19 protein-coding genes are annotated in these 21,062 nt (G+C 59.7%); 14 read left to right on the forward strand and 5 right to left on the reverse strand.

Translation table 11 applies throughout. The features are described from left to right. The first annotated feature begins 392 nt into the window (after positions 1 to 392). Genes flgB through MPN23_RS07115 form a run of 7 tightly spaced genes read left to right on the forward strand, consistent with a single transcriptional unit; the run spans position 393 to position 6,296 of the window. Positions 393 to 803: a flagellar basal body rod protein FlgB gene (gene flgB / locus MPN23_RS07085; RefSeq protein WP_243546997.1), complete on the forward strand. Its 411-nt coding sequence runs from the start codon at positions 393 to 395 to the stop codon at positions 801 to 803. After that, positions 804 to 1,244, forward strand: coding sequence for a flagellar basal body rod protein FlgC (gene flgC, locus MPN23_RS07090; RefSeq protein ID WP_243546998.1), 441 nt, complete (start codon positions 804 to 806; stop codon positions 1,242 to 1,244). It begins immediately after the preceding gene. An 11-nt stretch (positions 1,245 to 1,255) separates the two neighbouring features. Beyond that, positions 1,256 to 1,594 (forward strand): flagellar hook-basal body complex protein FliE, encoded by a 339-nt coding sequence (gene fliE / locus MPN23_RS07095; protein WP_243546999.1) that lies wholly within the window; start codon positions 1,256 to 1,258, stop codon positions 1,592 to 1,594. Between the two features lie 49 nt (positions 1,595 to 1,643). After that, a complete protein-coding gene (gene fliF, locus MPN23_RS07100; RefSeq protein WP_243547000.1) occupies positions 1,644 to 3,239 on the forward strand; it encodes a flagellar basal-body MS-ring/collar protein FliF in 1,596 nt (531 codons plus the stop codon). 4 nt (positions 3,240 to 3,243) lie between these two features. Further along, positions 3,244 to 4,245, forward strand: coding sequence for a flagellar motor switch protein FliG (gene fliG / locus MPN23_RS07105; protein ID WP_243547001.1), 1,002 nt, complete (start codon positions 3,244 to 3,246; stop codon positions 4,243 to 4,245). Next, positions 4,232 to 4,981 carry a FliH/SctL family protein gene (locus tag MPN23_RS07110; protein WP_243547002.1) on the forward strand — a complete coding sequence of 250 codons (750 nt, stop codon included), beginning with the start codon at positions 4,232 to 4,234 and terminating at the stop codon, positions 4,979 to 4,981. Before fliG ends, MPN23_RS07110 begins: the two co-directional genes overlap by 14 nt. A gap of 1 nt (position 4,982) precedes the next feature. Then, positions 4,983 to 6,296, forward strand: coding sequence for a FliI/YscN family ATPase (locus MPN23_RS07115; protein ID WP_243547003.1), 1,314 nt, complete (start codon positions 4,983 to 4,985; stop codon positions 6,294 to 6,296). Here the strand turns inward: MPN23_RS07115 and MPN23_RS07120 are convergent. The 3 genes from MPN23_RS07120 to MPN23_RS07130 form a co-directional block, all read right to left on the reverse strand. After that, positions 6,293 to 6,715 (reverse strand): arsenate reductase ArsC, encoded by a 423-nt coding sequence (locus tag MPN23_RS07120; protein ID WP_243547004.1) that lies wholly within the window; start codon positions 6,713 to 6,715, stop codon positions 6,293 to 6,295. The genes MPN23_RS07115 and MPN23_RS07120 overlap by 4 nt on opposite strands. 283 nt (positions 6,716 to 6,998) lie before the next feature. Continuing rightward, positions 6,999 to 9,143: an AsmA family protein gene (locus MPN23_RS07125; RefSeq protein ID WP_243547005.1), complete on the reverse strand. Its 2,145-nt coding sequence runs from the start codon at positions 9,141 to 9,143 to the stop codon at positions 6,999 to 7,001. A gap of 23 nt (positions 9,144 to 9,166) precedes the next feature. Then, positions 9,167 to 9,475 carry a MerR family transcriptional regulator gene (locus MPN23_RS07130; protein WP_243547006.1) on the reverse strand — a complete coding sequence of 103 codons (309 nt, stop codon included), beginning with the start codon at positions 9,473 to 9,475 and terminating at the stop codon, positions 9,167 to 9,169. A gap of 706 nt (positions 9,476 to 10,181) precedes the next feature. Between MPN23_RS07130 and MPN23_RS07135 the strand changes: the two genes are divergently transcribed. After that, positions 10,182 to 10,868 carry an anaerobic ribonucleoside-triphosphate reductase activating protein gene (locus tag MPN23_RS07135; RefSeq protein WP_243547007.1) on the forward strand — a complete coding sequence of 229 codons (687 nt, stop codon included), beginning with the start codon at positions 10,182 to 10,184 and terminating at the stop codon, positions 10,866 to 10,868. Continuing rightward, entirely contained in the window at positions 10,816 to 12,873 is a 2,058-nt protein-coding gene (locus MPN23_RS07140) for a ribonucleoside triphosphate reductase (RefSeq protein WP_243547008.1), read from the forward strand. The genes MPN23_RS07135 and MPN23_RS07140 overlap by 53 nt, the downstream gene beginning before the upstream one ends. A gap of 433 nt (positions 12,874 to 13,306) precedes the next feature. Here MPN23_RS07140 and MPN23_RS07145 read toward each other — a convergent pair whose 3' ends face one another. Then, positions 13,307 to 14,860, reverse strand: coding sequence for an NAD(P)/FAD-dependent oxidoreductase (locus MPN23_RS07145; RefSeq protein WP_243547009.1), 1,554 nt, complete (start codon positions 14,858 to 14,860; stop codon positions 13,307 to 13,309). Positions 14,861 to 14,972: 112 nt separating this feature from the next. Then, complete coding sequence (locus MPN23_RS07150) at positions 14,973 to 15,707, reverse strand: IclR family transcriptional regulator (protein ID WP_243547010.1); 735 nt, start codon at positions 15,705 to 15,707, stop codon at positions 14,973 to 14,975. A gap of 262 nt (positions 15,708 to 15,969) precedes the next feature. On the opposite strand from MPN23_RS07150, the gene alr reads away from it, so the two are divergent. From alr to MPN23_RS07175, 5 genes are all read left to right on the forward strand, one after another. Then, positions 15,970 to 17,112 carry an alanine racemase gene (gene alr, locus MPN23_RS07155; RefSeq protein ID WP_243547011.1) on the forward strand — a complete coding sequence of 381 codons (1,143 nt, stop codon included), beginning with the start codon at positions 15,970 to 15,972 and terminating at the stop codon, positions 17,110 to 17,112. A 166-nt stretch (positions 17,113 to 17,278) separates the two neighbouring features. After that, a complete protein-coding gene (locus tag MPN23_RS07160) occupies positions 17,279 to 18,292 on the forward strand; it encodes a TRAP transporter substrate-binding protein (RefSeq protein WP_243547012.1) in 1,014 nt (337 codons plus the stop codon). Between the two features lie 2 nt (positions 18,293 to 18,294). Then, a complete protein-coding gene (locus MPN23_RS07165) occupies positions 18,295 to 18,810 on the forward strand; it encodes a TRAP transporter small permease (protein ID WP_243547013.1) in 516 nt (171 codons plus the stop codon). Next, positions 18,807 to 20,090: a TRAP transporter large permease gene (locus tag MPN23_RS07170; protein ID WP_243547014.1), complete on the forward strand. Its 1,284-nt coding sequence runs from the start codon at positions 18,807 to 18,809 to the stop codon at positions 20,088 to 20,090. Before MPN23_RS07165 ends, MPN23_RS07170 begins: the two co-directional genes overlap by 4 nt. Positions 20,091 to 20,144: 54 nt before the next feature. After that, positions 20,145 to 20,948 carry a M15 family metallopeptidase gene (locus tag MPN23_RS07175; RefSeq protein WP_243547015.1) on the forward strand — a complete coding sequence of 268 codons (804 nt, stop codon included), beginning with the start codon at positions 20,145 to 20,147 and terminating at the stop codon, positions 20,946 to 20,948. The last annotated feature ends 114 nt before the right edge of the window (positions 20,949 to 21,062 follow it).

Genomic DNA, 21,062 nt, shown 5'->3' on the forward strand with positions numbered 1-21,062 from the left:
CAAGCAACCACTGTGCCAACAGAGATGAAACAGTATGGGACAACCATTCGCCGACCTGATGATTCCTCAGATGTCGTCCGGTTCTTTTCCGCAACAATCCGCTGAAATGCAAGGAAAAGACGAAAATCATGCTTTTCCGGTCCCGCAGACGGACATTTTCCCGTTCGCATGCCGGTGCTGGCAAATTCTTCCCCGATCTCCCCCCTTTTTCCACCCCGCTGCCGATCTCCTTTCGCGCCGTTCGAATGGAAAAACAACGGCATATTTCCATTAATCGAATGAAATCAGATAATTGAAACTATGGAACAGTTGTTGCTTCTCTCAACACGAAACCGGCGGCAAAAAATTCCCGAGCCGGATTCAAAACGCTGAAACCCCTGGAGGATCAAGCCATGAAAGGCCTTTTTGGAAGCCACATCAATTTGACAGCAAAAGTGCTGGACCTCCGCCTTGAACGTCAAAATCTCGTCATGGGCAACATCACCAACGTGAACACGCCCGACTACCGGCCCCGCCGATTGGAATTCGAGGAAAAGCTCCAGCAGGCGCTGAATCTGGACATGCGCGGCAAGATGACGCGGACCGAAAAAAGTCACATGCCCGCCGCATTTCACGCCGGCACGTTCAAGGGAGACGGCATCCAGGAATTCCGCGCCCGTCAGGTGCACGGCGAGGATTCCGTCGATCTGGACAAGGAAATGACCGTCATGGCCAAGAACGCCATGCTCTACAATGCCCTGACCGACGTGATCAAAAAGAATTTCACGGGCCTGCAGAAGGTCATACAGGACGGAGGCAAGTAAATGGACTTCATGACTGCCATGGACATCGGCGCATCCGGGCTCAAGGCCCAGCGCGCCAATCTGAATGTCATTTCCATGAACCTGGCCAACATCCGGACGACCAAGACCATGGCTGGCGGCCCCTACCGCCGCAAGTCCGTGTCCTTCGAGTCCAGCCCGGTATATTCCCCCTTTGACAAGGCCATGCAGGACCACATGAACAGGGACCTGCACGGTGTCAAGGTACTGGGTGTGGTGGCGGACAACCGTCCCTTCAAGCAGGTGTACGAACCCGGCCATCCCGATGCCAACGATCAGGGATACGTGTTCTATCCCGACATCAACGTGGTCGAGGAGATGACCAACATGATGACGGCCATGCGCGGCTACGAAGCCAACGTGCAGACCATTCAGTCCGTCAAAAACATGTTCAACAAGGCCCTGCTCATCGGCAGAGGCTAGGGAGAAACGTCATGGTTGTGAAAAGCATCGCCTTCAAGGCATACGAAAATGCCATGGATACCATGGGTGCCCGCAGCAAGGCCCTGAACAACAAGGTTTCCGGCAGGCTGACCAAGCCCCAGGCACCGGCCGAAGCCTTCAGCACCACGCTCAAGGACTCGGTCAGCAAGGTCAATGACATGCAGGCCGAGAAAAAGCAGATGATCGAATCATTCGCCTCGGGCGAGACCCAGAACGTGCACGAACTCATGATCACCATGCAGAAGGCCGGGCTGGCCATGAGCATGACCAGCGCGGTGCGCAACAAGGTCATGACCGCGTATCAGGAAGTCATGCGCATGCCGTTCTAGGCAGAACCGGATTCCGAAGTCGAACCAAAACCTTTCGCTGGAGTAACCCATGCCTCCGTTCATCGCCGAATACTGGAACAAGCTCGCCAACTTCTGGGCCGGACGCACCCTGTCCCAACGCGTGCTCATCGGCGGCCTTGCCGTTTCCGTCAGCCTTGCCTTCGTGCTGATGATCTACTGGATGAACAAGCCCGACTACAAGGTGCTGCTCACCAACCTGTACCCCGAGGACGCCTCCAAGGTCGTGGCCATGCTTCAGGGGGAAAAGGAAAAGTATCAGCTCACGGACAACGGCCAGACCATCATGGTTCCGGCGGACCGCGTATATGAACTCCGGCTCAAGGTGGCGGGCGAAGGCGACCTGCACGGCCAGGGCATCGGCTTCGAGATTTTCGACTCCGTGCAGATCGGCCAGACCGATTTCGTGCAGCACATCAACTACCAGCGCGCGCTTCAGGGCGAACTGGCCCGCACCATCACGGAATTTCCCCAGGTCCAGAAGGCCCGCGTCCATCTGGTCCTGCCCCAGAAAAGCCTGTTCATCGAAGACCAGATGCCGCCGTCCGCATCCATCGTGCTCCAGCTCAAGGGCGACGGCAAACTGCCCTCGGATCAGGTGCAGGGCATAGTGAATCTGGTATCCATGGCAGTCGAGGGACTCGACCCCAAGCACATCACCCTGACCGACATGAAGGGCCGCCCCCTGTATTTCCCGGAAGACGATTCCACGGGTCTGGCCATGTCCCGCACCCAGCTCGAATACAAGGCCGATCTGGAAAACAAGGTTCAGCGCCGCATCATGGAGCTGCTCGGCCCGGTCGTGGGACCGGAAAAGGTCATCGCCCGCATCAATGCGGATCTCGACTTCAGCCAGAAGACCATCCGCAAGGAATCCTACGACCCGGACGGTGCGGTTGTCCGCTCCGAGACCCGCAGCGAGGAATCCACTGCCGGCGCGGCCTCCCTTGCCGGTGGCGAACCCGACGTGAACTTTCGCGGCGACGGCTTCACCGGCACCCGCACCACGCAGGATTCCACCCGGGAAAGCCGAACCACGAATTTCGAGATCAACAAGCAGGAAGAAAACATCATCGCCCCTGTCGGAGAGTTGAAACGTCTGAGCGTTGCGGTTATCGTGGACGGGACGTGGGAGACGAACCCGGATACGGGCGAAGCCGTGTACACGCCCCGCTCCGCCGAGGAGATCGAACGGATCAAGACCCTGGTTTCCAATGCCGTGGGCTTCGACTCGATTCGGGGCGACACCATCGAGGTGACCAACATCTCCTTTGGCGAGCCCCAGATGTACGACGGCGACACCCTGATGCGCACCATGCTCGAATACGCGCAGCGTCTGGGCAAGCCCTTCCTGAACGGCGTCCTGATCTTCCTCTTCCTGATCCTGGTCGTCCGCCCGGTCATCATGGCCCTGATCCGGCCTCGCGTGGCCGAACAGGAGATCGAGGAAATGGCTGGACTGCCCGGCGCGGAACGTCTGGCGCTGGAGGAAGAGGACGTGGACGAAGAGGCTCTGGACACCACCAGACGACTGGAAAACGCAAAGAACCACGCCATCCAGCTCTCCGAGGACAACATGGAACAGGCCGTGCGCCTGCTCAAGAACTGGCTGACGGCGGAGGCATAGACACATGGCCAGCGACTTCACCGGACCGCAGAAGACCGCCATCGTGCTGCTGGCACTGGGCGAGAAATTCACCACCGAAGTGTTCAAGCGCATGGAGCGCAACGAGATCGCCGCGGTTTCCAAGGCCATGCTCGAAACCGACTCCATACCCAAGGAACAGGTACTTGAAGTGCTCCGCGAGTACAACGAGGCGCTGGCCTACGGCGCGGAACTTCTGGTGGGCGGCCCCGAGCAGGTCAAGCGCCTGCTGACCAAGGCGCTGGACAGCGAAACCGCCAAGTACATCATGGACAGTCTGGACCTCGACACCGGCCCCACCCCGTTTCAGGAACTCGGCAATGTCAGCCCCCGCATTCTGGCCCAGATCCTGCGCAACGAACATCCGCAGACCCTGGCGCTCATCATCGGGCACCTGCATCCGGACCAGGGCGCGGAACTCATCCAGAACCTTCCCGCAGGCGTGCGCGCCGAAGTGCTCATGCGCCTCGCCAAGCTGGAAGCCGTTGCCGAGGAGATGCTCATGGAAGTCGACAAGGTGCTCCAGAGCCAGCTCATCGCCATGGGTGGCAAGGAAGGCAAGAAGGTCGGCGGCGTGGCCGCAGTCGCGGAAATCCTCAATGCCGTGGACCGCAACACCGAGGAAGAGGTTCTCTCCGAGATCGAGGAGGAATCCACCCAGATGGCCGAAGACATCCGCAACCTCATGTTCGTGTTCGAGGACATCAAGGCCGTGGACGACATCGCCATCCGCGAACTGCTCAAGGAGGTTTCCAACGAGGACCTCACCGTGGCGCTCAAGGGTGCATCCGAGGAACTCAAGGAAAAGTTCTTCAAGAACCTGTCCGAACGCGCCAGCACCATGATCAAGGAAGACCTCGAAATCATGCCGCCCAAGAAGCTTTCCGAGGTCGAATCGGCCCAGCAGAACATCGTCAAGACCGTCCGCCGTCTGGAGGACGAAGGCAAGATCGTGATCAGCAGAGGTGGCAGCGATGTCTTTATCTAAGACCTCCGCACCCGGCCCGAAGAAATATACCGGAAAGGTCGTCATGGGCATGGATACGCCCGGCCCGGACGAGATGACCATTCAGGAGATCGAGGGCAAGCGCAAACTGATCTGGGACGAAAAGACCGACGAGGAATATCTGGATCGCGTCCGCACCAGGGCGCAGGACATGGCCAAGGAGATCATCCAGCACGCCATGCTCGAAGCCGAGGGACTGCGCGCAGCGGCAGCACAGGAAGGCTACAAGGAAGGCAAGGCCAGGGCCGATGGGGAAATCCAAAGTCAGGTTCAGGCCATGACGCAGAAGATGGAAGGCCTGTTCGGCCAGATCGGCGCACAGGGCAACACCATCTGGCAGCAGCGGCACGACGATCTGGTCGCCCTGATCAAGCTCGCCGTGGCCAAGACCCTTGGCATCGAAATGGAAGCTTCCCGGGTTCAATCCCTGTCCAGCCTGCTGAATCAGGCCGTGGAACACCTCGAATCCCAGCGAAAGCTGACCATCCGCTGTGCGCCCAATGATGCGGAAACTCTGGACTCCATGCTCAAGGACATCCAGAACCGGAATCCTTCCCTGCGATACTGGTCCATCAAGCCCGATCCGAACGTGGACGCGGGCGGCGTGATCGTGGAAGCCGAGGACGGCATGGTGGACAACACCGTGGCCACACGCTGGGCCGGAGTGGAACCCATTCTCGACGAACTCGCCATAGCCGAACGACCGGCAGGGGATTGACATGGTTCTGGACTGCGCGGACTGCATCACCCTGCTGCATGAACTGGAACCCTGCCAATCCTTTGGCAAGGTCACCAAGGTCGTGGGCCTCATTGCCGAGGGACAGGGCATCAAGGCCCCGCTCGGCTCGGTCTGCTATCTAATCCCGGACAACGGCAGCGACCCCATTCCCGCCGAGGTCGTGGGATTCCGCGACCATGCCTGCCTGTTCATGCCCTACTCGGACATGCGCGGCATCAGCCCGGGCAGCCTGATCCAGAATGTCAGCACCCCGCCGAACATTCCCGTGGGATACGGCCTGCTCGGTCGGGCCGTGGACGCATTCGGCGACCCCTTGGACGGCAACGGTACCATTGCGCCCGAAGCCTACGTTCCCCTGCATCGCGATCCGCCCAACCCGCTGGAACGTCCTCGCATTGACGCTCCCCTTGACGTGGGCGTGCGCTCCATCAATTCCCTGCTCACACTGGGCAAGGGCCAGCGCGTGGGCATCATGGCCGGTTCCGGCGTGGGCAAATCCACGCTCATGGGCATGATGGCCCGCTACACCAAGGCGGATATCAACGTCATTGCTCTGGTGGGCGAACGCGGAAGGGAGGTCGTGGAATTCATGGAACGCGACCTCGGCCCCGAGGGCATGGCGCGCAGCGTGGTCGTGGTGGCCACCTCGGACAAGAGCCCCCTCATCCGCATGCGCGCTGCCTACGCAGCCACGGCCATAGCCGAATTCTTCCGGGATCAGGGCAAGGACGTGCTCCTGATGATGGACTCGGTCACGCGTTTTGCCATGGCCGGACGCGAGGTCGGCCTTGCAGCCGGGGAACCGCCCACACGAGGCGGGTATACGCCCAGCGTATTCGCACATCTGCCCAAACTGCTGGAACGCGCGGGCAAGAGCCGCACCGGTTCCATCACAGGCATATATACGGTCTTGGTGGACGGCGACGACTTCACCGAACCCATTGCCGACTCCACCCGCTCCATTCTCGACGGACACGTGGTGCTGACGCGCGAGCTCGCGGATCAGGGACATTTCCCGGCCATCGACGTGCTCCGCAGCATCAGCCGTCTGCGCAGCGACATCACCACGAAGGAAGTTCAGGCCGATGGCCGCAAAATGCTCCGCCACATGGCCGCGTTCAAGCGCGTGGAGGACATGGTCAACATCGGCGCGTACCAGAAGGGAGCCAATGCCGAGGTGGACAAGGCCATCAGCATGGTCGGGCCCATCAACAAGTTCCTGCGCCAGCTCGTCACCGAGCAGGAGCCACTGGAAGGCAGCTTTGCCAAGCTGCACGAGCTGGTCAAGGACTAGCCGTCTTCCAGACTGTCCGGCAGCCCGTCCACCATCTTCCGAATCTCGTCCCGCACGCGCCGGTACACTTCAAGGATATCCTCGTCGCGTTCCAGTCCCCTTGCCAATGACGGCGGGTCATCGAATCCCCGGTGCACGCGCTTGTGCGCGCCCGGGAAATACGGACAGTTCTCCGCGGCATGGCCGCACAGGGTCACCACGTAATCGTAGGCCAGATCAGGCAGGTCATCCACGGTCTTGGACGAATGCCCGGACATGTCCGCGCCGACTTCTTCCATGACGCGAACAGCATACGGATTCATGCCGTGCCGTTCCACTCCCGCGGACCAGCAGTGAATGGTCGGATGCAGCAGCCGGGTCCATGCCTCGGCCATCTGGCTGCGGCAGGAATTGCCTGTGCAAAGATAGAGTATGTTCATGGGGAGGCCTCCGGCGGCTCAAACCTTTTTTAAAAGGTTTGAGAATCCCGAACTTCTTGTTTCTGCGCCGCCTGAAAGGATGAAACAAGACGAAAAGTCGGTTTGGCGGCGCAGGGGGGCTGAGGACAACAAAGGGGATACCCTTGGACCAAACTTTGCAGAATCGTGAAGAAACAGGATAGCGGGATCAGGAATTTTCGGCAAACGACGTTTTGGTGACAGACAGGAGAAAGGCCGTCTCCTTGCGGAGACGGCCTTCAAGACATGTTTTTCAAATCCGTAATCAGAAAATGCCGAACAGACCTTTCTTCTCGGGCTTTTTCTGTTCCGCGGGCTCGCCGTCCTCTTCGCAGCAGGATTTGTCGATGGCCTGTCCCATGCCCTTGAGCACGTTTTTCACGCCGCCGACAACGTTGCCCACAGTGCCGATGACCGCGCCGCCAAGAGACTTGATGTATTCGGAGACGCTCACCCAATATCGCGGATGATCCAATGGACCGGTCACATGGATCGGAACCATGATTCCGTACAAATCCCCGGAATCCGCACCGCCCTGTCCCTTGCCCGTGGGAACGAGCTTGACCCGGGCAATGTAGTCGATCTCCCGGGCAGGCAGACTGACAACTCCCTCGCCCGTGGCCCGAAGGCCCGGGGCCTTGACTTCAAGGTCACGGTTGCGCAGCAGGCCGTTCACGGCCACCACGGTCCCGGTGATGGAACCGAAACTCGTCCTGTCCTTCCCGCTTCCCTCAAGAGTCTCCCCCTTCCGATCACGGCTGTCGTGCGCGCTTCTGGCAAGACCCAGCAGGTCCACGCCCGGAAACACGCCATCGGTCAGGGAAAAGGTCGCCTTGCCATTCAGGGTCTGCAACATGGTCGAAACCTTCTCGCCCTCGCAGGCAAACGCGCCGTTCACCTCGGCCAACCCGGCATAGGATTCATCTCCGGTCACATCTCTGGCCAGCGGCCCCACCTGCACCTTGTCGATGCCGAGCAGAAAATCAATCTTGGGCCGAACGCCCATGGCATTGATGGTCAATCCCGAGGACAGCTTGCCGGAATAGGCATCTGCGGAAACCGGGCTGATGCGCACCAATCCGTGCCGGGCCTTGGCCGAAATCGCCACATTCTGCATGCGCATGCCCTCGACCTTGAATTCCGCAACCTTGGCTTCCGCGTCCAGATACAGATTCTTCAGGGCCTCGGTGAACAGGATTCGGTCATCCTCGGGTTCCTCGGCCGCCGCGCCTTCCGGCCTGTCCAACGGCAGATAGCGGTCCAGATCAAGCTTGTCCGCATCCAGCCGCACAAAATAGAACGGTTCTTCGTCCGCCTCCCTGATGCGCAATCTTCCGGCAATGCGCGCGCCGTCGCAGTGCAATTCCAGAGACGGAACATGCAGATCGCCCGGGGCATAATTGACCTCGGCCATGCCGCCCAAAGCCGTGAGCGCGGCCGGATCGCCGGTCTGCGGCACATCCATGCCGAGTGCTGCCAGCGTCTTTTTCGCATCAAAAGGTTCGGCCTTGAATGTGGCGACCGCCTTTTTCAGCCCATCCATCACGCCCTGCACGGTTCCGTCGCAATGCACGGTCATGCCGTAGCCGGAAACGGTCAGTCCCGAGACCTGCACGGTCTCCCTGCTGAAATTCGCAACCAGAAGCTGCAAGGCTGTTTCCACGCGGCCCTTGCCGCCCGGCACGTCCGCGCCCTGCGCCTCCACGGCCAGCTTCATGTCCATGTGCCCGTATTCCCGGGCCTGAAAATCCACGGACGACTTGCCGGACAAGGTCAGGGTTCCTCTGGCATCCGGACGCGAGCATTCGAAATCGAGTCGAACGTCCACGGGAAACGGAGCGCCACGGAAGATGCGCCCTGTCTTCAGATTCAGACCACGAAGCAGAAATTTCCTGTCATCCCTGCGGTCGTCCCACACCAGATTGGCGTCGGAAATGTCCACGCCCTCGATCTCAAGGGAAAAGGATTTATCGGCCGAGGACTCTTCCGCCACAGGCGCATCCTCGCGTCCGGTGAGATCGTCCCAGTTGGCCCTGCCGCCCGCATCGCGCTTGAGACGCACGGTCAGCCCGTCGATGTCCAGCATGCCGAACCGGATCTGTCCCCTGAGCAGGGGAATCAGCTTCACGTTGACCTTGGCGCCGAGCACCTGAAGCATGGGTTGCGGTCCGAAACCCTCGGCATTGGACAGGCTGACCCGCCCCATCTCCACACCCAATGAAGGGAATACGGTCAGGGAAAGGTCCTCGTCAAAGACCAGTGTGCGCCCGGTTTCGTCATGCACGGCGCGGGCGATGCGCTCCCTGTAGTCGTTGATGTCGAAGGTGGAAAGAAAAACCACAACCGCAACGGCCACCAGAATGACGGCAGCCGCCGCTCCGATTCCGATCCATTTCACAATCTTGGTCATGTAATCCCCGCACAGGGCGATAGCTAGTCGCCCAGCAGATTCCGGATTGCCACAAGTTCGTTTTGAATATCCCGCAGAAATGCGTCCCGATCCCGATTGCCCAGTTTCTTCTTGGCCCCCTCGATGGTCAGGCCTTCGTCATAAAGCAACCGCTTTATCTCGCTGATGACTTCCAGGGTCTCCACGGTGTAGAGCCGCTGTCCGCTTTCGGTCCTGATGGGCTGAATTTCCTCGAATTCCCCTTCCCAGAACCGAAGCACATACGGTTTGACCCCGATTTTTCTGGCCGCCTGCCCGATCTTGTATGTCTTTTGCTCACGCAGTTCGTCCATCCCGGCAGGATACCAGAACTCCCGGTCAAAACCAACCGGCAGATGGCGTCAATGCGTTTTCCGATACCGGATACGCAACTCGGGACAGGGATCGCAGACCTGCCACATTTGCAAGTCCGATGCCGTCCTTTCCGGAATGACCTCGCATCATTTCCGCCCGACTTCGGCATAAGCCGCAGATCCACGGTCTTTCCGTCTCGGGCCGGGAAAAAGCCCCATTTTGACTGTTCCTTCTGCTGTGGATTACGGCCAGAAAATTGTTCCCTACCCAAAACCCTTGTGGTAAGCCTCTTTCTCTGCCGCGCCCCTCCCTTTTCCCAAAGTCCGCTTTTTTTCTCCTGTCGAAAACCCATCCTGCCGAAGGGTAAAAAAATATTTTCTAAAATTACTCTAAAAAAGATCAAATATTTCTGCGGACAGTCTCTTTTCATACATGTTGAAAACTTTTCAAGAGTTCTCACAATCATGGCTAATCGGCAATATCCGACTTTAACCGACCGACTATACATATAATTACCTCCACCCCCCTGTACATAACCTGATTCGTGGTGTATCACTGTCTTCGACGTTCCGACGTGCGCCGTCCCCTGCGGACGCCCCCGACGGAACAGGCCCGGAACACCCCAATCTCAGATGACCGGGCCTGATTTTTTTGCCGTAAGACTGCGACGCTTCGCCGCAGAAAAATGAATCAAGGGAGTTTAGGATGACAAGTACGCCCTCGGGTGTCTGGAATTACGTGCGCGGGCTCCAGAAGAGCAGCCTGTGCGACTGGCCAGGACATCCCGGATGCGTGATTTTTCTCGGCGGCTGCAATCTGCGCTGCCCCACCTGCCACAATTTCGATCTTGCATGGAACATGGACCGCCTGCCCCGGCTCGACCCGGGCAAGCTCAAGGCGTTCCTGACCAGCCGGGCCAAGTGGTTCGACGGCGTGACCGTATCCGGCGGAGAACCGACCACGGTGCCGGAACTCGGCCATCTGCTGCTCGAGATCAGAAAGATCGGCCTGCCCGTCAAGCTCGACACCAACGGCATGCGTCCGGAAGTCGTTCGCGACATCATGGACGAGGGACTGGCCCAGGTCTTTGCCGTGGATGTGAAGGGACCATATGAAAAATATCCGTCGCTGACCGGACACGCCGTGTCCGCCATTGCGGCCAAGGCCAATCTCGAACGCATTTTCGAAATGGCCCGGACCAGTCCCGACGCGTTCTACTTCCGGCTCACCAAGGTGCCCGGAATCACGGACCGCGACGTGGAGACCGCCCGCAGCTATCTGCCGGAAGGATTTTCCCTGACTATTCAGAAATATGTGCCACCAAGGAGGGACACCGAGCATGCCCAGCCAGATCATGAAACGCGACGGGCGGTTGGAAACGTGGTCGCTTGACCGCATTGCCCAGGCCATTTTCAAGGCGCTCAATGCGAGCGGCATCAAGGACCCGCTTCTTGCCCGCAGACTGGCCCGCAAGGTGGACCAGCGACTTCAGGGCGTGGAAATCCCGGAACAGGAGCACGTGCAGGACACTGTCGAAAAGGTGCTCATGGAGTCCCGCCAGTTCGAAATAGCCAAGAAATACATCCTGTACCGGGAAACGCGCCGCAGGCTGCGCTCCCAGAAGGAAGCCTATCTCGACATCAAGGAAGTCATCAACGAATACCTGGGACAGTCGGACTGGCGCGTCAACGAGAACGCCAACATGACCCACTCGTTTCAGGGACTCATGCTGCATCTGTCCGGCACGGTGCAGGCGCGCTATTCGCTGGAAAAATACCCTGACGAAATCCGCCTTGCCCACGAGCACGGCTATTTCCACATACATGACCTCTCCTTCGGCCTTGCCGGATACTGCGCGGGCTGGTCCCTGCGCGACCTGCTCATCGAAGGCTTCAACCTCGAAGGACGCGCCTCGGCAGGCCCGGCCAAGCACTTCGACACGGCCCTCGGTCAGGTGAACAACTTTCTCGGCACGCTCCAGAACGAATGGGCCGGAGCTCAGGCGTTCAACAATGTGGACACCTATCTCGCCCCGTTCATCCGCCACGACGGACTGACCTATGATCAGGTCCGCCAATGCATGCAGAAATTCGTGTTCAATCTGAACAACACCTCCCGCTGGGGTGGGCAGTCGCCGTTCACCAACCTGACCTTCGACCTCGTGCCGCCCAAGCACATTGCCAAGGAACCCGTCATCATCGGCGGCAAGTTCCACGATGAGCTCACCTACGGCGACTTCACCGAGGAAATGGCCATGATCAACAAGGCCTTCATAGAGGTCATGATCGAAGGCGACTACCATTCGCGCATCTTCTCGTTCCCCATTCCCACGTACAACGTGACCACGGATTTCCCCTGGGATTCCGAAATCGGGGAACTGCTGCTCAAGCTCACGGCCAAGTTCGGCGTGCCCTACTTCCAGAACTTCATCAATTCCGAACTCAAGCCCGAAGACGTGCGCTCCATGTGCTGCCGCCTCCAGATGGACATCCGCGAACTGCGCAACAAGACCGGCGGCCTGTTCGGCGCGGGCGATCTGACCGGCTCCATCGGCGTGGTCACCCTGAACCTGCCCAAGCTCGCCTATCTCGCGGAATCCGAGGACGACTTTCTGGACCTCGTGGAGGAATACGCGGAACTCGCCAAGGACTCCCTTGAGTTCAAACGCAAGATCATCACGGACAACCTCGAAAACGGCATGTTTCCGTGGTCCCGGCGCTATCTCAAGAACGGGTACAAGGGCCATTTCTCCACCATCGGGCTGGTGGGCGGTCACGAAGCCTGCATGAACATGCTCGGCAAGGGCATCGAAACCGAATCCGGCCTGCGCTTCATGCGCCGCACCCTGAACCATCTGCGCCGCATCACCGCCCGTTTTCAGGAAGAGACCGGCAACCTCTACAACCTCGAAGCCACCCCGGCCGAAGGCACCAGCTACAGACTGGCCAAGATCGACAAGGCCCTGTACGCGGACATTCAGGCCCAGGGCAACGGAACACCCTACTACACCAACTCCACAGCCCTGCCCGTGGGCATCTCGGACGACGTGTACTATGCACTGGAACACCAGAACAAGCTCCAGACCCTGTACACCGGCGGTACCGTGTTCCACACCTTCCTCGGCGAGGCCGTGGCCGACACCAAGGCGCTCAAGGCCTTCATCATCAAGGCCTTCACCATGACCCGCATTCCCTACATCTCCATCACGCCGACCTTCTCCATCTGCAAGGAGCACGGCTACATCCGGGGCGAACACTTCGAATGCCCGGATTGCGGAGCGGAAACCGAGGTCTATACGCGCATCGTCGGCTATTACCGGCCCATCTCCCGCTGGAACAAGGGCAAACAGGCCGAATACAGCGACCGCGTGGTATTCAGCGACTGCCTCTGCAACTAGGGCGCCATCAATCAAAAAGCAAAAAGGCCGGGCTGTTATGCCCGGCCTTTTTTGATGCATGAGGCCTTCGGCGAGCCTCCCGGGGGGCTGGGCGCTGCCCAGACCCGCAAGGGGGCAGACACCCCCTTGACCCCATTCTGTTTCGGGAATTCGAAGAGGCCGGAGACATGCCCTGTCGGGACATGTCTCCGGCCTCTTCGAATTCCCGAAACGGGTGGCCAAAAAAATTCTTCTTTCCTTTTTTTACCTGTTTGCCCTGAATCTCATTCGTCGACAGGGCAAACAAGGCTCCTCCGCACCCAACTACGCCGCCAAACGAACCAAACAAGTTCCTTCACCCTTTTCAGGCGGCGTAGAACCAGAAAGCTTTGGGAGATTCTTAAGAACCTTTTCTCGAAAAGGTTCTTAAGTCGCCGAAGGCATCCTCACTCCCCTATCCAAGCTTCCCGGCAACGGCATGCGCCACGCGTTCGCCGTCCATGGCAGCGGACACGATGCCCCCGGCATAGCCTGCGCCTTCGCCACAGTGGTACAGACCGGGCACGGCGGGATGGGCCATGGTTTCCCTGTCGCGGGGAATGCGCACTGGAGAACTGGTCCGGGACTCCACGCCGAGCAGCAGGGCCTCCTCGGAATCATATCCCCTGTTCTTTCTGCCGAGCGCGACAAGCCCCTGTCCCAGACGCCGCGCCACGTCCTCGGGCAACAGTTCATGCAGGGGCGCAGCGTATGCACCGGGCACATAGGAAGTTCTGCCGATGTTCGAGGATATGCGGCCCTGCAGAAAATCCGTGGCGCGCTGAGCCGGAGCCTTCTGAGTCACGCCGTCCCCGGCGCGAAACATGGCCTGTTCCACGGCGGCCTGAAAGGCGAGCCCGGCCAGCGGATCATCCTGAACGCCGGGAATGTCTTCAAGCCGCAACTCCACGACAAGGCCGGAATTGGCGAACTCGGCATTGCGCTCGGCCATGCTCATGCCGTTGAGTACAAGCTCGCCCGGCGCAGTGGATGCAGGCACCACGTATCCTCCCGGACACATGCAGAAGGAGAACACGCCCCGGCCCTCGACCTGCGCGGTCAGCCGATAACTGGCTGCGGGCAGATTGGGATGGCGCGGAGAATGGTGATAGAAAATCCTGTCGATCAGGGGCTGGGGATGCTCGATGCGCACACCAAGGGCAAAGGGCTTGGCCTCCACCGGAACCTCGCGGGCAACCAGCATGCGGTAGATGTCGCGCGCGGAATGGCCGGTCGCCAGAATCACGGCCTCGCCGGACACGATTTCGCCGTCCGCAAGCCGAACGCCGGTGGCAACGCCGTTGTCCAGAAGCAGATCCGTGACACGGGTATTGAAATGAATTTCCCCGCCTGCGTCCAGAATGGCCTGCCTGAGATTGCGCACGATCCCGGGCAGCTTGTTGGAGCCGATATGGGCATGCGCGTCAATGCGGATGTCCGGAGATGCGCCGTGAGCAACGAACAGATCGAGAATGCGGCCCACATTGCCACGCTTGGAGGATCGGGTGTAGAGCTTGCCGTCGGAATAGGTTCCGGCTCCGCCCTCGCCGAAACAGTAGTTGGAATCCGGATTGACCAGCCCCTCGGTGTAGAGCTTCCTGATGTCCTTGCGCCGCTCGTTCACGTCCTTGCCGCGATCCAGCACAACGGGCGTGATTCCGTGCTCAAGCAGTGACAACGCCGCAAAATATCCGGCAGGCCCGGCTCCCACGATCACCACGCGCTTTCCAGTCAATGCGACCGGACGGAATTCGGCCCACTCCGGCTCGGGGGCGTCCTGCGGAGCGATGGCGACCTGAAGCGCGAACTTGGGCATGCGCGACCGGGCATCGATGGAACGGCGCACGATACGGGTCACGAATTCCTGGGAATTCGGCAGTCCGGCCTTTTCCAGAGCAGCCAGTCGAACCGCATCGGGGAGATGAATCCGATCGGCCGGAATCCTGATATCGACAAGCACGGGTTTCATGAAAACATCCTGTGTTCGGATTGATGGACATTGCCGGGAAGACCGCGCATCGGCCTCCCGGGAGCAGGATTCCTACACGGTATCCCTGCGCTGCTCAAGTCGGAAAAGGCGGCTACAGCTGTGCGCCGATGGCAGCCGCAGTTTCCAGAGCAATGGGGGCAAGCTCGGCCTCGACCCGCTCCTCGGACCATTCGCTGTACCTTGCCGAAATATAGACGATGGCACGCGGAGTTCCATGCATGTCCACCACCGGAGCGGACACCGCGATCTCGCCGACCAGAAATTCCTGAGCCGAAACACAGTATCCCTTTTCCCGAACCTTTTCGATCTCGCGCAGATTTTCCTCCACGCCAGTGACAGTATATGGAGTTATGGGCTTGCGATCGGACCGTTCCAGCAGGGCTCGGACCTCGGCCTCATCCATGCGCGACAGCATGGCTCTGCCCCCGCAGAAGGCCGGAATCCTGCGTCCGGGCAAAGTCCCTTCCAGCAGAAGCACCCGCTGCGGCAGGCGGACAAGGTAAATTATGGATGTCTCGTACAGTGTTCCCAGATACACGGAATTCCCGGCCCGCTTGCGCGCTTCCACCAGATACGGCGTGCCCACTTCCACAAGCCGTTCACTGCGAAGATAGTTGTACCCCAGACTCATGACCTTGGGCGTCATCCGGAACCGTTTGGTGGCCGGGTCCTTGGACAGATAGCCGAGGGTTGTCCATGTATGCAGAAACCGCTGCACCGCACTCTTGTTCAGCCCGGTCAACGCCACGAGTTCGGCCAGCCCCAGTTCCTTGTGTCCATGGTTGAACGCCTCCAGAATCAGCATGCCGCGTTCAACCGATGCCACGAAAAGAGAACTCGCTCTCCGGCTCTTAATCTTTGACATAACGCTCGTTCGGTTTTAGATGAATCCCCCCCGGGTTCACTCCGCCCCAGCTCCGCACGCAAAGGCATGAACCCGCCGCTTATATACCTTATACAACAAGTGAATCAAAATTTCACCCACCCGATTGGGGTAAGCTACTTGACTTGTTTTTGTAATAATTCTAAATTGCTATTAGAATCCCTGTATCGCTATGCGATACGGAATTCCAACGAGGAGAGCAGAAATGGCGGTGCATGAAGCCCTCTGGGCCGAGATCGATCTGAAAGCCATCAGGCACAATTTCAGACTGTCTGCCGACATGGCCGGACCCGGCGCACAGGTCATGGCCGTGGTCAAGGCCGATGCATACGGGCACGGGGCCGTCGAGGTGGCCAAGGCCGTGGCCGAGGAAGGAGCTGGCGCTCTGGGCGTGGCCCGCATCTGCGAGGCCGAGGAACTGCGGCGGGCCGGACTCGACCTGCCCATCCTGATCTTCGGGTACACCCCGCCCTGCGACGCGGCCCGACTGGCCGATCAGGACATCACTCAGGCCGTGTTTTCCCGCGACTATGCCCTGGAGCTGGACAAGGCTGCCGAAAAGGCGGGCTGCACGGTCAAGGGACACCTCAAGATAGACAGCGGCATGGGCCGCATAGGCTTTCTTCCGCCCGGGAATCACGGCACGCAGAGCGTATCCGAATCCATGGGCTTCCTGCTGGACTTGAAACACATCCGTCTGGACGGTCTTTTCACCCACTTCGCCTCCAGCGACGGGAAAGACCTGACCAAAGCCCGGAAACAGCTCACCACCTTTGCCTCCACCCTGCGCGAACTCCAGAACGCAGGGTTTTCCTTTTCCCATGTGCACGCGGCCAACAGCGCGGCCATCATGAGCATGCCCGAGGCGCGCTTCGACATGGTCAGACAGGGCATTTCCCTGTACGGCCTGTATCCTTCCGATGAAATGGACAAAAACCTGATGGACCTTTGGCCCGCCATGAGCATCAAGGCGACGCTGGCCGAGGTCAAACGCGTCCCGGCAGGCTTTTCCGTCAGCTACGGGCATACCTACGTGACCGAACGCGAGACCCTGATCGGCACCGTGCCCGTGGGCTATGCCGACGGCTACGACCGACACCTGTCCTCGGCAGGAACCATGCTGGTGCGCGGCAGACGCGTGCCCGTGGTGGGCCGGGTCTGCATGGACCAGACCATGATTGATCTGGGCAACGTGCCGGATGCCGAACCGGGTGACGAAGTCGTCATTCTCGGCAGACAGGGACAGGAAGAGGTCTCGGCCGACGAGATTGCACGGCAGATCGACACCATCAACTATGAAGTCGTTTCCCGGATAATGCCCCGGGTCAAACGCATATATGCAGGCTGAAACGCCTGCGCAACGGCAAGGGAAACCCGACTTTCCACTCCAAACTCCCAACAAGGGGGAGCGTCCCCGCACCATGTTTTCGCCCTGCAACGGAAGACACCGAAAGCCATGTGCAACGTACGCACCGGCCCGGCGTTTTCTCAACAAAATACCCTGTGAGGTCTTCATGAAACGCATCGCATTGCTCTGTCTGGTCCTGATGCTGGCCATCCCGACCGCGGCTCTGGCCGGAACCTCCATCAAGATGAGCTACAACGGCCCGCCGAACAAGGACGACAACGCAGTCCACTACTTTGCCGACACCTTCAAGAATCTGGTGGAAAAGGCAACCGACGGCCAGATCGCAATCAATCTGTTCCCCAACAGCCAGCTCGGCAACGAGGAACAGCGCATGGAACAGGTCATGAGCGGTCCGATCATCAATGTGGCCTCCTACGGCGGCATGCAGACCGTGTTTCCCGAGATGTTTGCCACGAACATCCCGTTCCTGTTCGACAGCTACAAGGCTGCACACGTTTTCTTCGACTCCAGTGCGTTCATGGACAAGGCCCGCAAAACCATGCGCGAGCGCACCGGCGTGGAACTGCTGGAAGTGGTCGAGGAAGGCGGCTTTCTTGCCTTCACCAGCAACAAGCCCATCCATTCCCCGGCCGATTTCAAGGGACTGAAGTTCCGCGCCATGGATACCAGTCAGGTGGCCATGTACGAGGCGTTCGGCGCAGCCGGCACCCCGATTCCGTGGACCGAAGTGTATCTGGCCCTCAAGACCGGCGTTGCCGACGGCCAGATGAATCCGCCGACCTACATCATCATCGGTAGCCTGTTCGAGGTGCAGAAGCACCTGACGCTGGCCAATGTCCAGTATTCCGACCAGTTCCTGCTCATCAACGGCGAACTGCTCGATTCCCTGAACGCGGACCAGCGCGACGCTCTGGAAAAGGCCGCGCACGAAGCCAACGTGAAGACCCGCGAATTCGTGGAATCCCAGGTGGACGAACGGATCAGCTTCCTCGAAAGCAAGGGCATGATCAGCTACGCGCCCAATGCCGATGAGATGGCCCAGTTCAAGAAGCTCGGCAGTCCCTCGTACATCGACTGGCTCAAGGTGCAGATCGACCAGTCCTGGATCGACCTCGCCATCAGGGACGCGGCCAAGGCCAATTCCGAGGGAGCCGAATAGCAATGGATTCCGTCGCCAGCTTTTGCAAAAAAGCCTCTGACGTTCTGGAGCGCCTCTGCCTTTGCGGGGCCGGGGCGCTCCTCGCCATCAATCTGATGACGGTCATGCTCGGCGTGTTCGGCCGGTTCTTCCGGCCTCCCATGTGGACCACCGACCTCGCCAAGATCACGCTGGTCTGGCTGGTCATGCTGGCCGCAGCCCCGGCACTCAAGCGCGGGGAACACATGGTCATCCGCATCATCGTGGACCGGCTGCCCAAAACCCAGCGTCAGGTCGTCACGGTCCTGCGACGCATCGCGTTTTTCGCCATCCTCGCCCTCATGATCGTGCTCGGATTCCAGTACGCGTACAAGCTGCGGCTGTTCACCATCATGACTCTGGGCATCAAGAAAAGCATTCCCCTGCTGGCCGTTCCCATCGGCATGGGACTCATGTTCATCGAGTACGCCCTCCAGCAGTTCATTCCCCTTGAACACGCCGATCATTCGAAAAAGAACGACGAGGAGGTCGCTTCATGAGTTTCGTTCTCCTGGCCGTGTTTTTCATTGCCCTGATCTGCGGGCTCCCGCTGTTTGCGGCCATGCTGACCACGGCCATCACCGGCTTCGCCTACATCGGAGACCTCTCCCAGTTCCGGATCATGATCCAGCAGTTCTACGGAGGCATGGAGCCCTTTTCCCTGCTGGCCATTCCCTACTTCATTCTGGTCGGCGAACTCATGGGCTATTCCGGGCTGACCGAACGGCTGCTCAGATTTGCCGAGGCTCTGGTCGGGCATCTCAAGGGCGGACTGGGCTACGTCACGGTCGTGGCAAGCATCATTTTCGCGGGCGTGAACGGATCGGCTGCAGCGGACGCATCCGCCGTGGGGTCCATCATGATCCCGGCCATGAAAAAGGGCGGCTACCCCGGCCCCTATGCAGCCGGACTCACTGCGGGCAGTTCCCTGATCGGTCCCATCATCCCGCCCAGCATCTTCATGATCCTGTTCGGTTCCATGACAAAAACCAATGTAGGCGGCCTGTTCATGGCGGGCGTGCTTCCGGGCATACTGCTCGGCACGGCCTTCATGCTCATGCATCGGGCCAGCGCATCCAGACTGAACCTGCCCATCGTGAACTCGCGGTTCTCGTTTTCCGACCTGCTTGCCGCGACCGGCGGAGCCATCACTGCGCTGATCGCACCGGCCATCATCATCGGCGGCATCCTGTTCGGATTCATGACTCCCACGGAGTCCGGAGCCGTGGCCAGCCTCTATGTGCTGATAGTTGGCCTGATCTGGACCCGCAAGCTGAACATCCGCAACATCGGCAAGGCCCTGTCCAACACGGTGCGCCTGTCGAGCGTGATCTTCGTGGTCATTGGCGCGGCAACCATCGTGGGCTGGATACTGTCTTCGGAACAGGTTCCCCAGAAACTCGCGCCCATCGTGCTCCAGTATGCCAAGACCCCGACCATGGTCCTGCTCTTCATGAGCGTGATCATCTTCGTGGTGGGCATGTTCATGGAGGAAATCGCCGCACTGGTGCTGTTGACCCCGGTCTTCGCACCTCTGGCCGTGGCCGCGGGCATCGACCCGCTGCACTTCGGCATCGTCATGACCCTGAACATCACCATCGCCCTGATCACGCCGCCCATGGGCGCATGCGTGTACATCGTTTCCTCGATCGGCTCCGTGCCTCTGGAAAAGATGTTCCGCCACATCTGGCCGTTCGTGATCGTGGCCCTCGGCTGCCAGCTCCTGCTGATCTTCTTTCCGTCGATCTCGCTGTGGCTGCCCAGAATGCTCGGCTACTAGCTGCGGGGACGAGCCGCCCCGTTTTGCCGCGGCTCAATCACTGTTGGAGGTATCATGCCCAGAGCCATTGAAGCCCCGGCGATCCCGGATTCCGGCGCACCTTCCTGGGACACCGTGTTCACCGCAAAAATCAGGGAAGGCAACGAACGGTTCGTGCCCCTTTCCCTGGCTCAGGATCATATCCTTGTTCGCCCCGCATACTTTGTGGCAGGCATCAACGGCGCCGTACCCGAATGCTATGCGCGCGAAGGCATCCGCCAAAGGCTGCTCAAGGCCAACTCCCTGCTACCCAAGGGCATGCGCCTGATCATTCTGGATACATGGCGCGGCAAGGACGTGCAGACCGAACTGTTCCGGCGCTGCGCCGAAGCCCTGACCAAGGCGTACCCGGACAGGGATGCAACGGAAATCGAGGAAATGACCAGCGAATTCGTGGCACGCCCCAGCGTGGATCCGACTCGGCCCTCTCCACACTCCACGGGCGGGGCCGTGGACCTGACCATCGCCACCACGGACGGCGCGCCCCTGTTCTTCGGCGCACCGTTCGACTATCCCGGCCCGGTGTCCAACACCCGATACTTCGAGGAAAAGCTCGAACGCGGCGAAAAACTGGATGACAACGAGCAGGCCGCGCTGAAAAACCGCAGGCTGCTCTACGACGTCATGATCCAGTCCGGCTTCGTCAACTACCACGGCGAATGGTGGCACTTTGAATACGGCACCCAGCGCTGGGCCTACGTCAAGGGCGAGGACCACGCGTTCTACGGGGTCAAGCGGATCACCATGAATTCCTTCGAGGCGTTCAACAACTCCCGCGACAGCTCGGAAATCGTGACCCTGCTCAGCGCGGGCGGCTGATTGCACGGGGACCGTCGAAAGCCCATTCGATCCCTCTTCACGTTTCCGGCAGACGGCCAGAGTAGGAAAGGCCGTCTGCCGGATCACGCTTTCCGGTGACAAACCTTGCGGAAA

Source organism: Pseudodesulfovibrio tunisiensis, assembly GCF_022809775.1.
GTDB classification, from domain to species: Bacteria; Desulfobacterota; Desulfovibrionia; order Desulfovibrionales; family Desulfovibrionaceae; genus Pseudodesulfovibrio; species Pseudodesulfovibrio tunisiensis.

What these genes read in the sequence shown, in the direction of transcription:
- flgB (WP_243546997.1), top strand. Translation starts at nt 393, where the DNA reads ATGAAAGGCCTTTTTGGAAGCCACATCAATTTGACAGCAAAAGTGCTG.
- flgC (WP_243546998.1), top strand. Translation starts at nt 804, where the DNA reads ATGGACTTCATGACTGCCATGGACATCGGCGCATCCGGGCTCAAGGCC.
- fliE (WP_243546999.1), top strand. Translation starts at nt 1,256, where the DNA reads ATGGTTGTGAAAAGCATCGCCTTCAAGGCATACGAAAATGCCATGGAT.
- fliF (WP_243547000.1), top strand. Translation starts at nt 1,644, where the DNA reads ATGCCTCCGTTCATCGCCGAATACTGGAACAAGCTCGCCAACTTCTGG.
- fliG (WP_243547001.1), top strand. Translation starts at nt 3,244, where the DNA reads ATGGCCAGCGACTTCACCGGACCGCAGAAGACCGCCATCGTGCTGCTG.
- MPN23_RS07110 (WP_243547002.1), top strand. Translation starts at nt 4,232, where the DNA reads ATGTCTTTATCTAAGACCTCCGCACCCGGCCCGAAGAAATATACCGGA.
- MPN23_RS07115 (WP_243547003.1), top strand. Translation starts at nt 4,983, where the DNA reads ATGGTTCTGGACTGCGCGGACTGCATCACCCTGCTGCATGAACTGGAA.
- MPN23_RS07120 (WP_243547004.1), bottom strand. Translation starts at nt 6,715, where the DNA reads ATGAACATACTCTATCTTTGCACAGGCAATTCCTGCCGCAGCCAGATG.
- MPN23_RS07125 (WP_243547005.1), bottom strand. Translation starts at nt 9,143, where the DNA reads ATGACCAAGATTGTGAAATGGATCGGAATCGGAGCGGCGGCTGCCGTC.
- MPN23_RS07130 (WP_243547006.1), bottom strand. Translation starts at nt 9,475, where the DNA reads ATGGACGAACTGCGTGAGCAAAAGACATACAAGATCGGGCAGGCGGCC.
- MPN23_RS07135 (WP_243547007.1), top strand. Translation starts at nt 10,182, where the DNA reads ATGACAAGTACGCCCTCGGGTGTCTGGAATTACGTGCGCGGGCTCCAG.
- MPN23_RS07140 (WP_243547008.1), top strand. Translation starts at nt 10,816, where the DNA reads ATGCCCAGCCAGATCATGAAACGCGACGGGCGGTTGGAAACGTGGTCG.
- MPN23_RS07145 (WP_243547009.1), bottom strand. Translation starts at nt 14,860, where the DNA reads ATGAAACCCGTGCTTGTCGATATCAGGATTCCGGCCGATCGGATTCAT.
- alr (WP_243547011.1), top strand. Translation starts at nt 15,970, where the DNA reads ATGGCGGTGCATGAAGCCCTCTGGGCCGAGATCGATCTGAAAGCCATC.
- MPN23_RS07160 (WP_243547012.1), top strand. Translation starts at nt 17,279, where the DNA reads ATGAAACGCATCGCATTGCTCTGTCTGGTCCTGATGCTGGCCATCCCG.
- MPN23_RS07165 (WP_243547013.1), top strand. Translation starts at nt 18,295, where the DNA reads ATGGATTCCGTCGCCAGCTTTTGCAAAAAAGCCTCTGACGTTCTGGAG.
- MPN23_RS07170 (WP_243547014.1), top strand. Translation starts at nt 18,807, where the DNA reads ATGAGTTTCGTTCTCCTGGCCGTGTTTTTCATTGCCCTGATCTGCGGG.
- MPN23_RS07175 (WP_243547015.1), top strand. Translation starts at nt 20,145, where the DNA reads ATGCCCAGAGCCATTGAAGCCCCGGCGATCCCGGATTCCGGCGCACCT.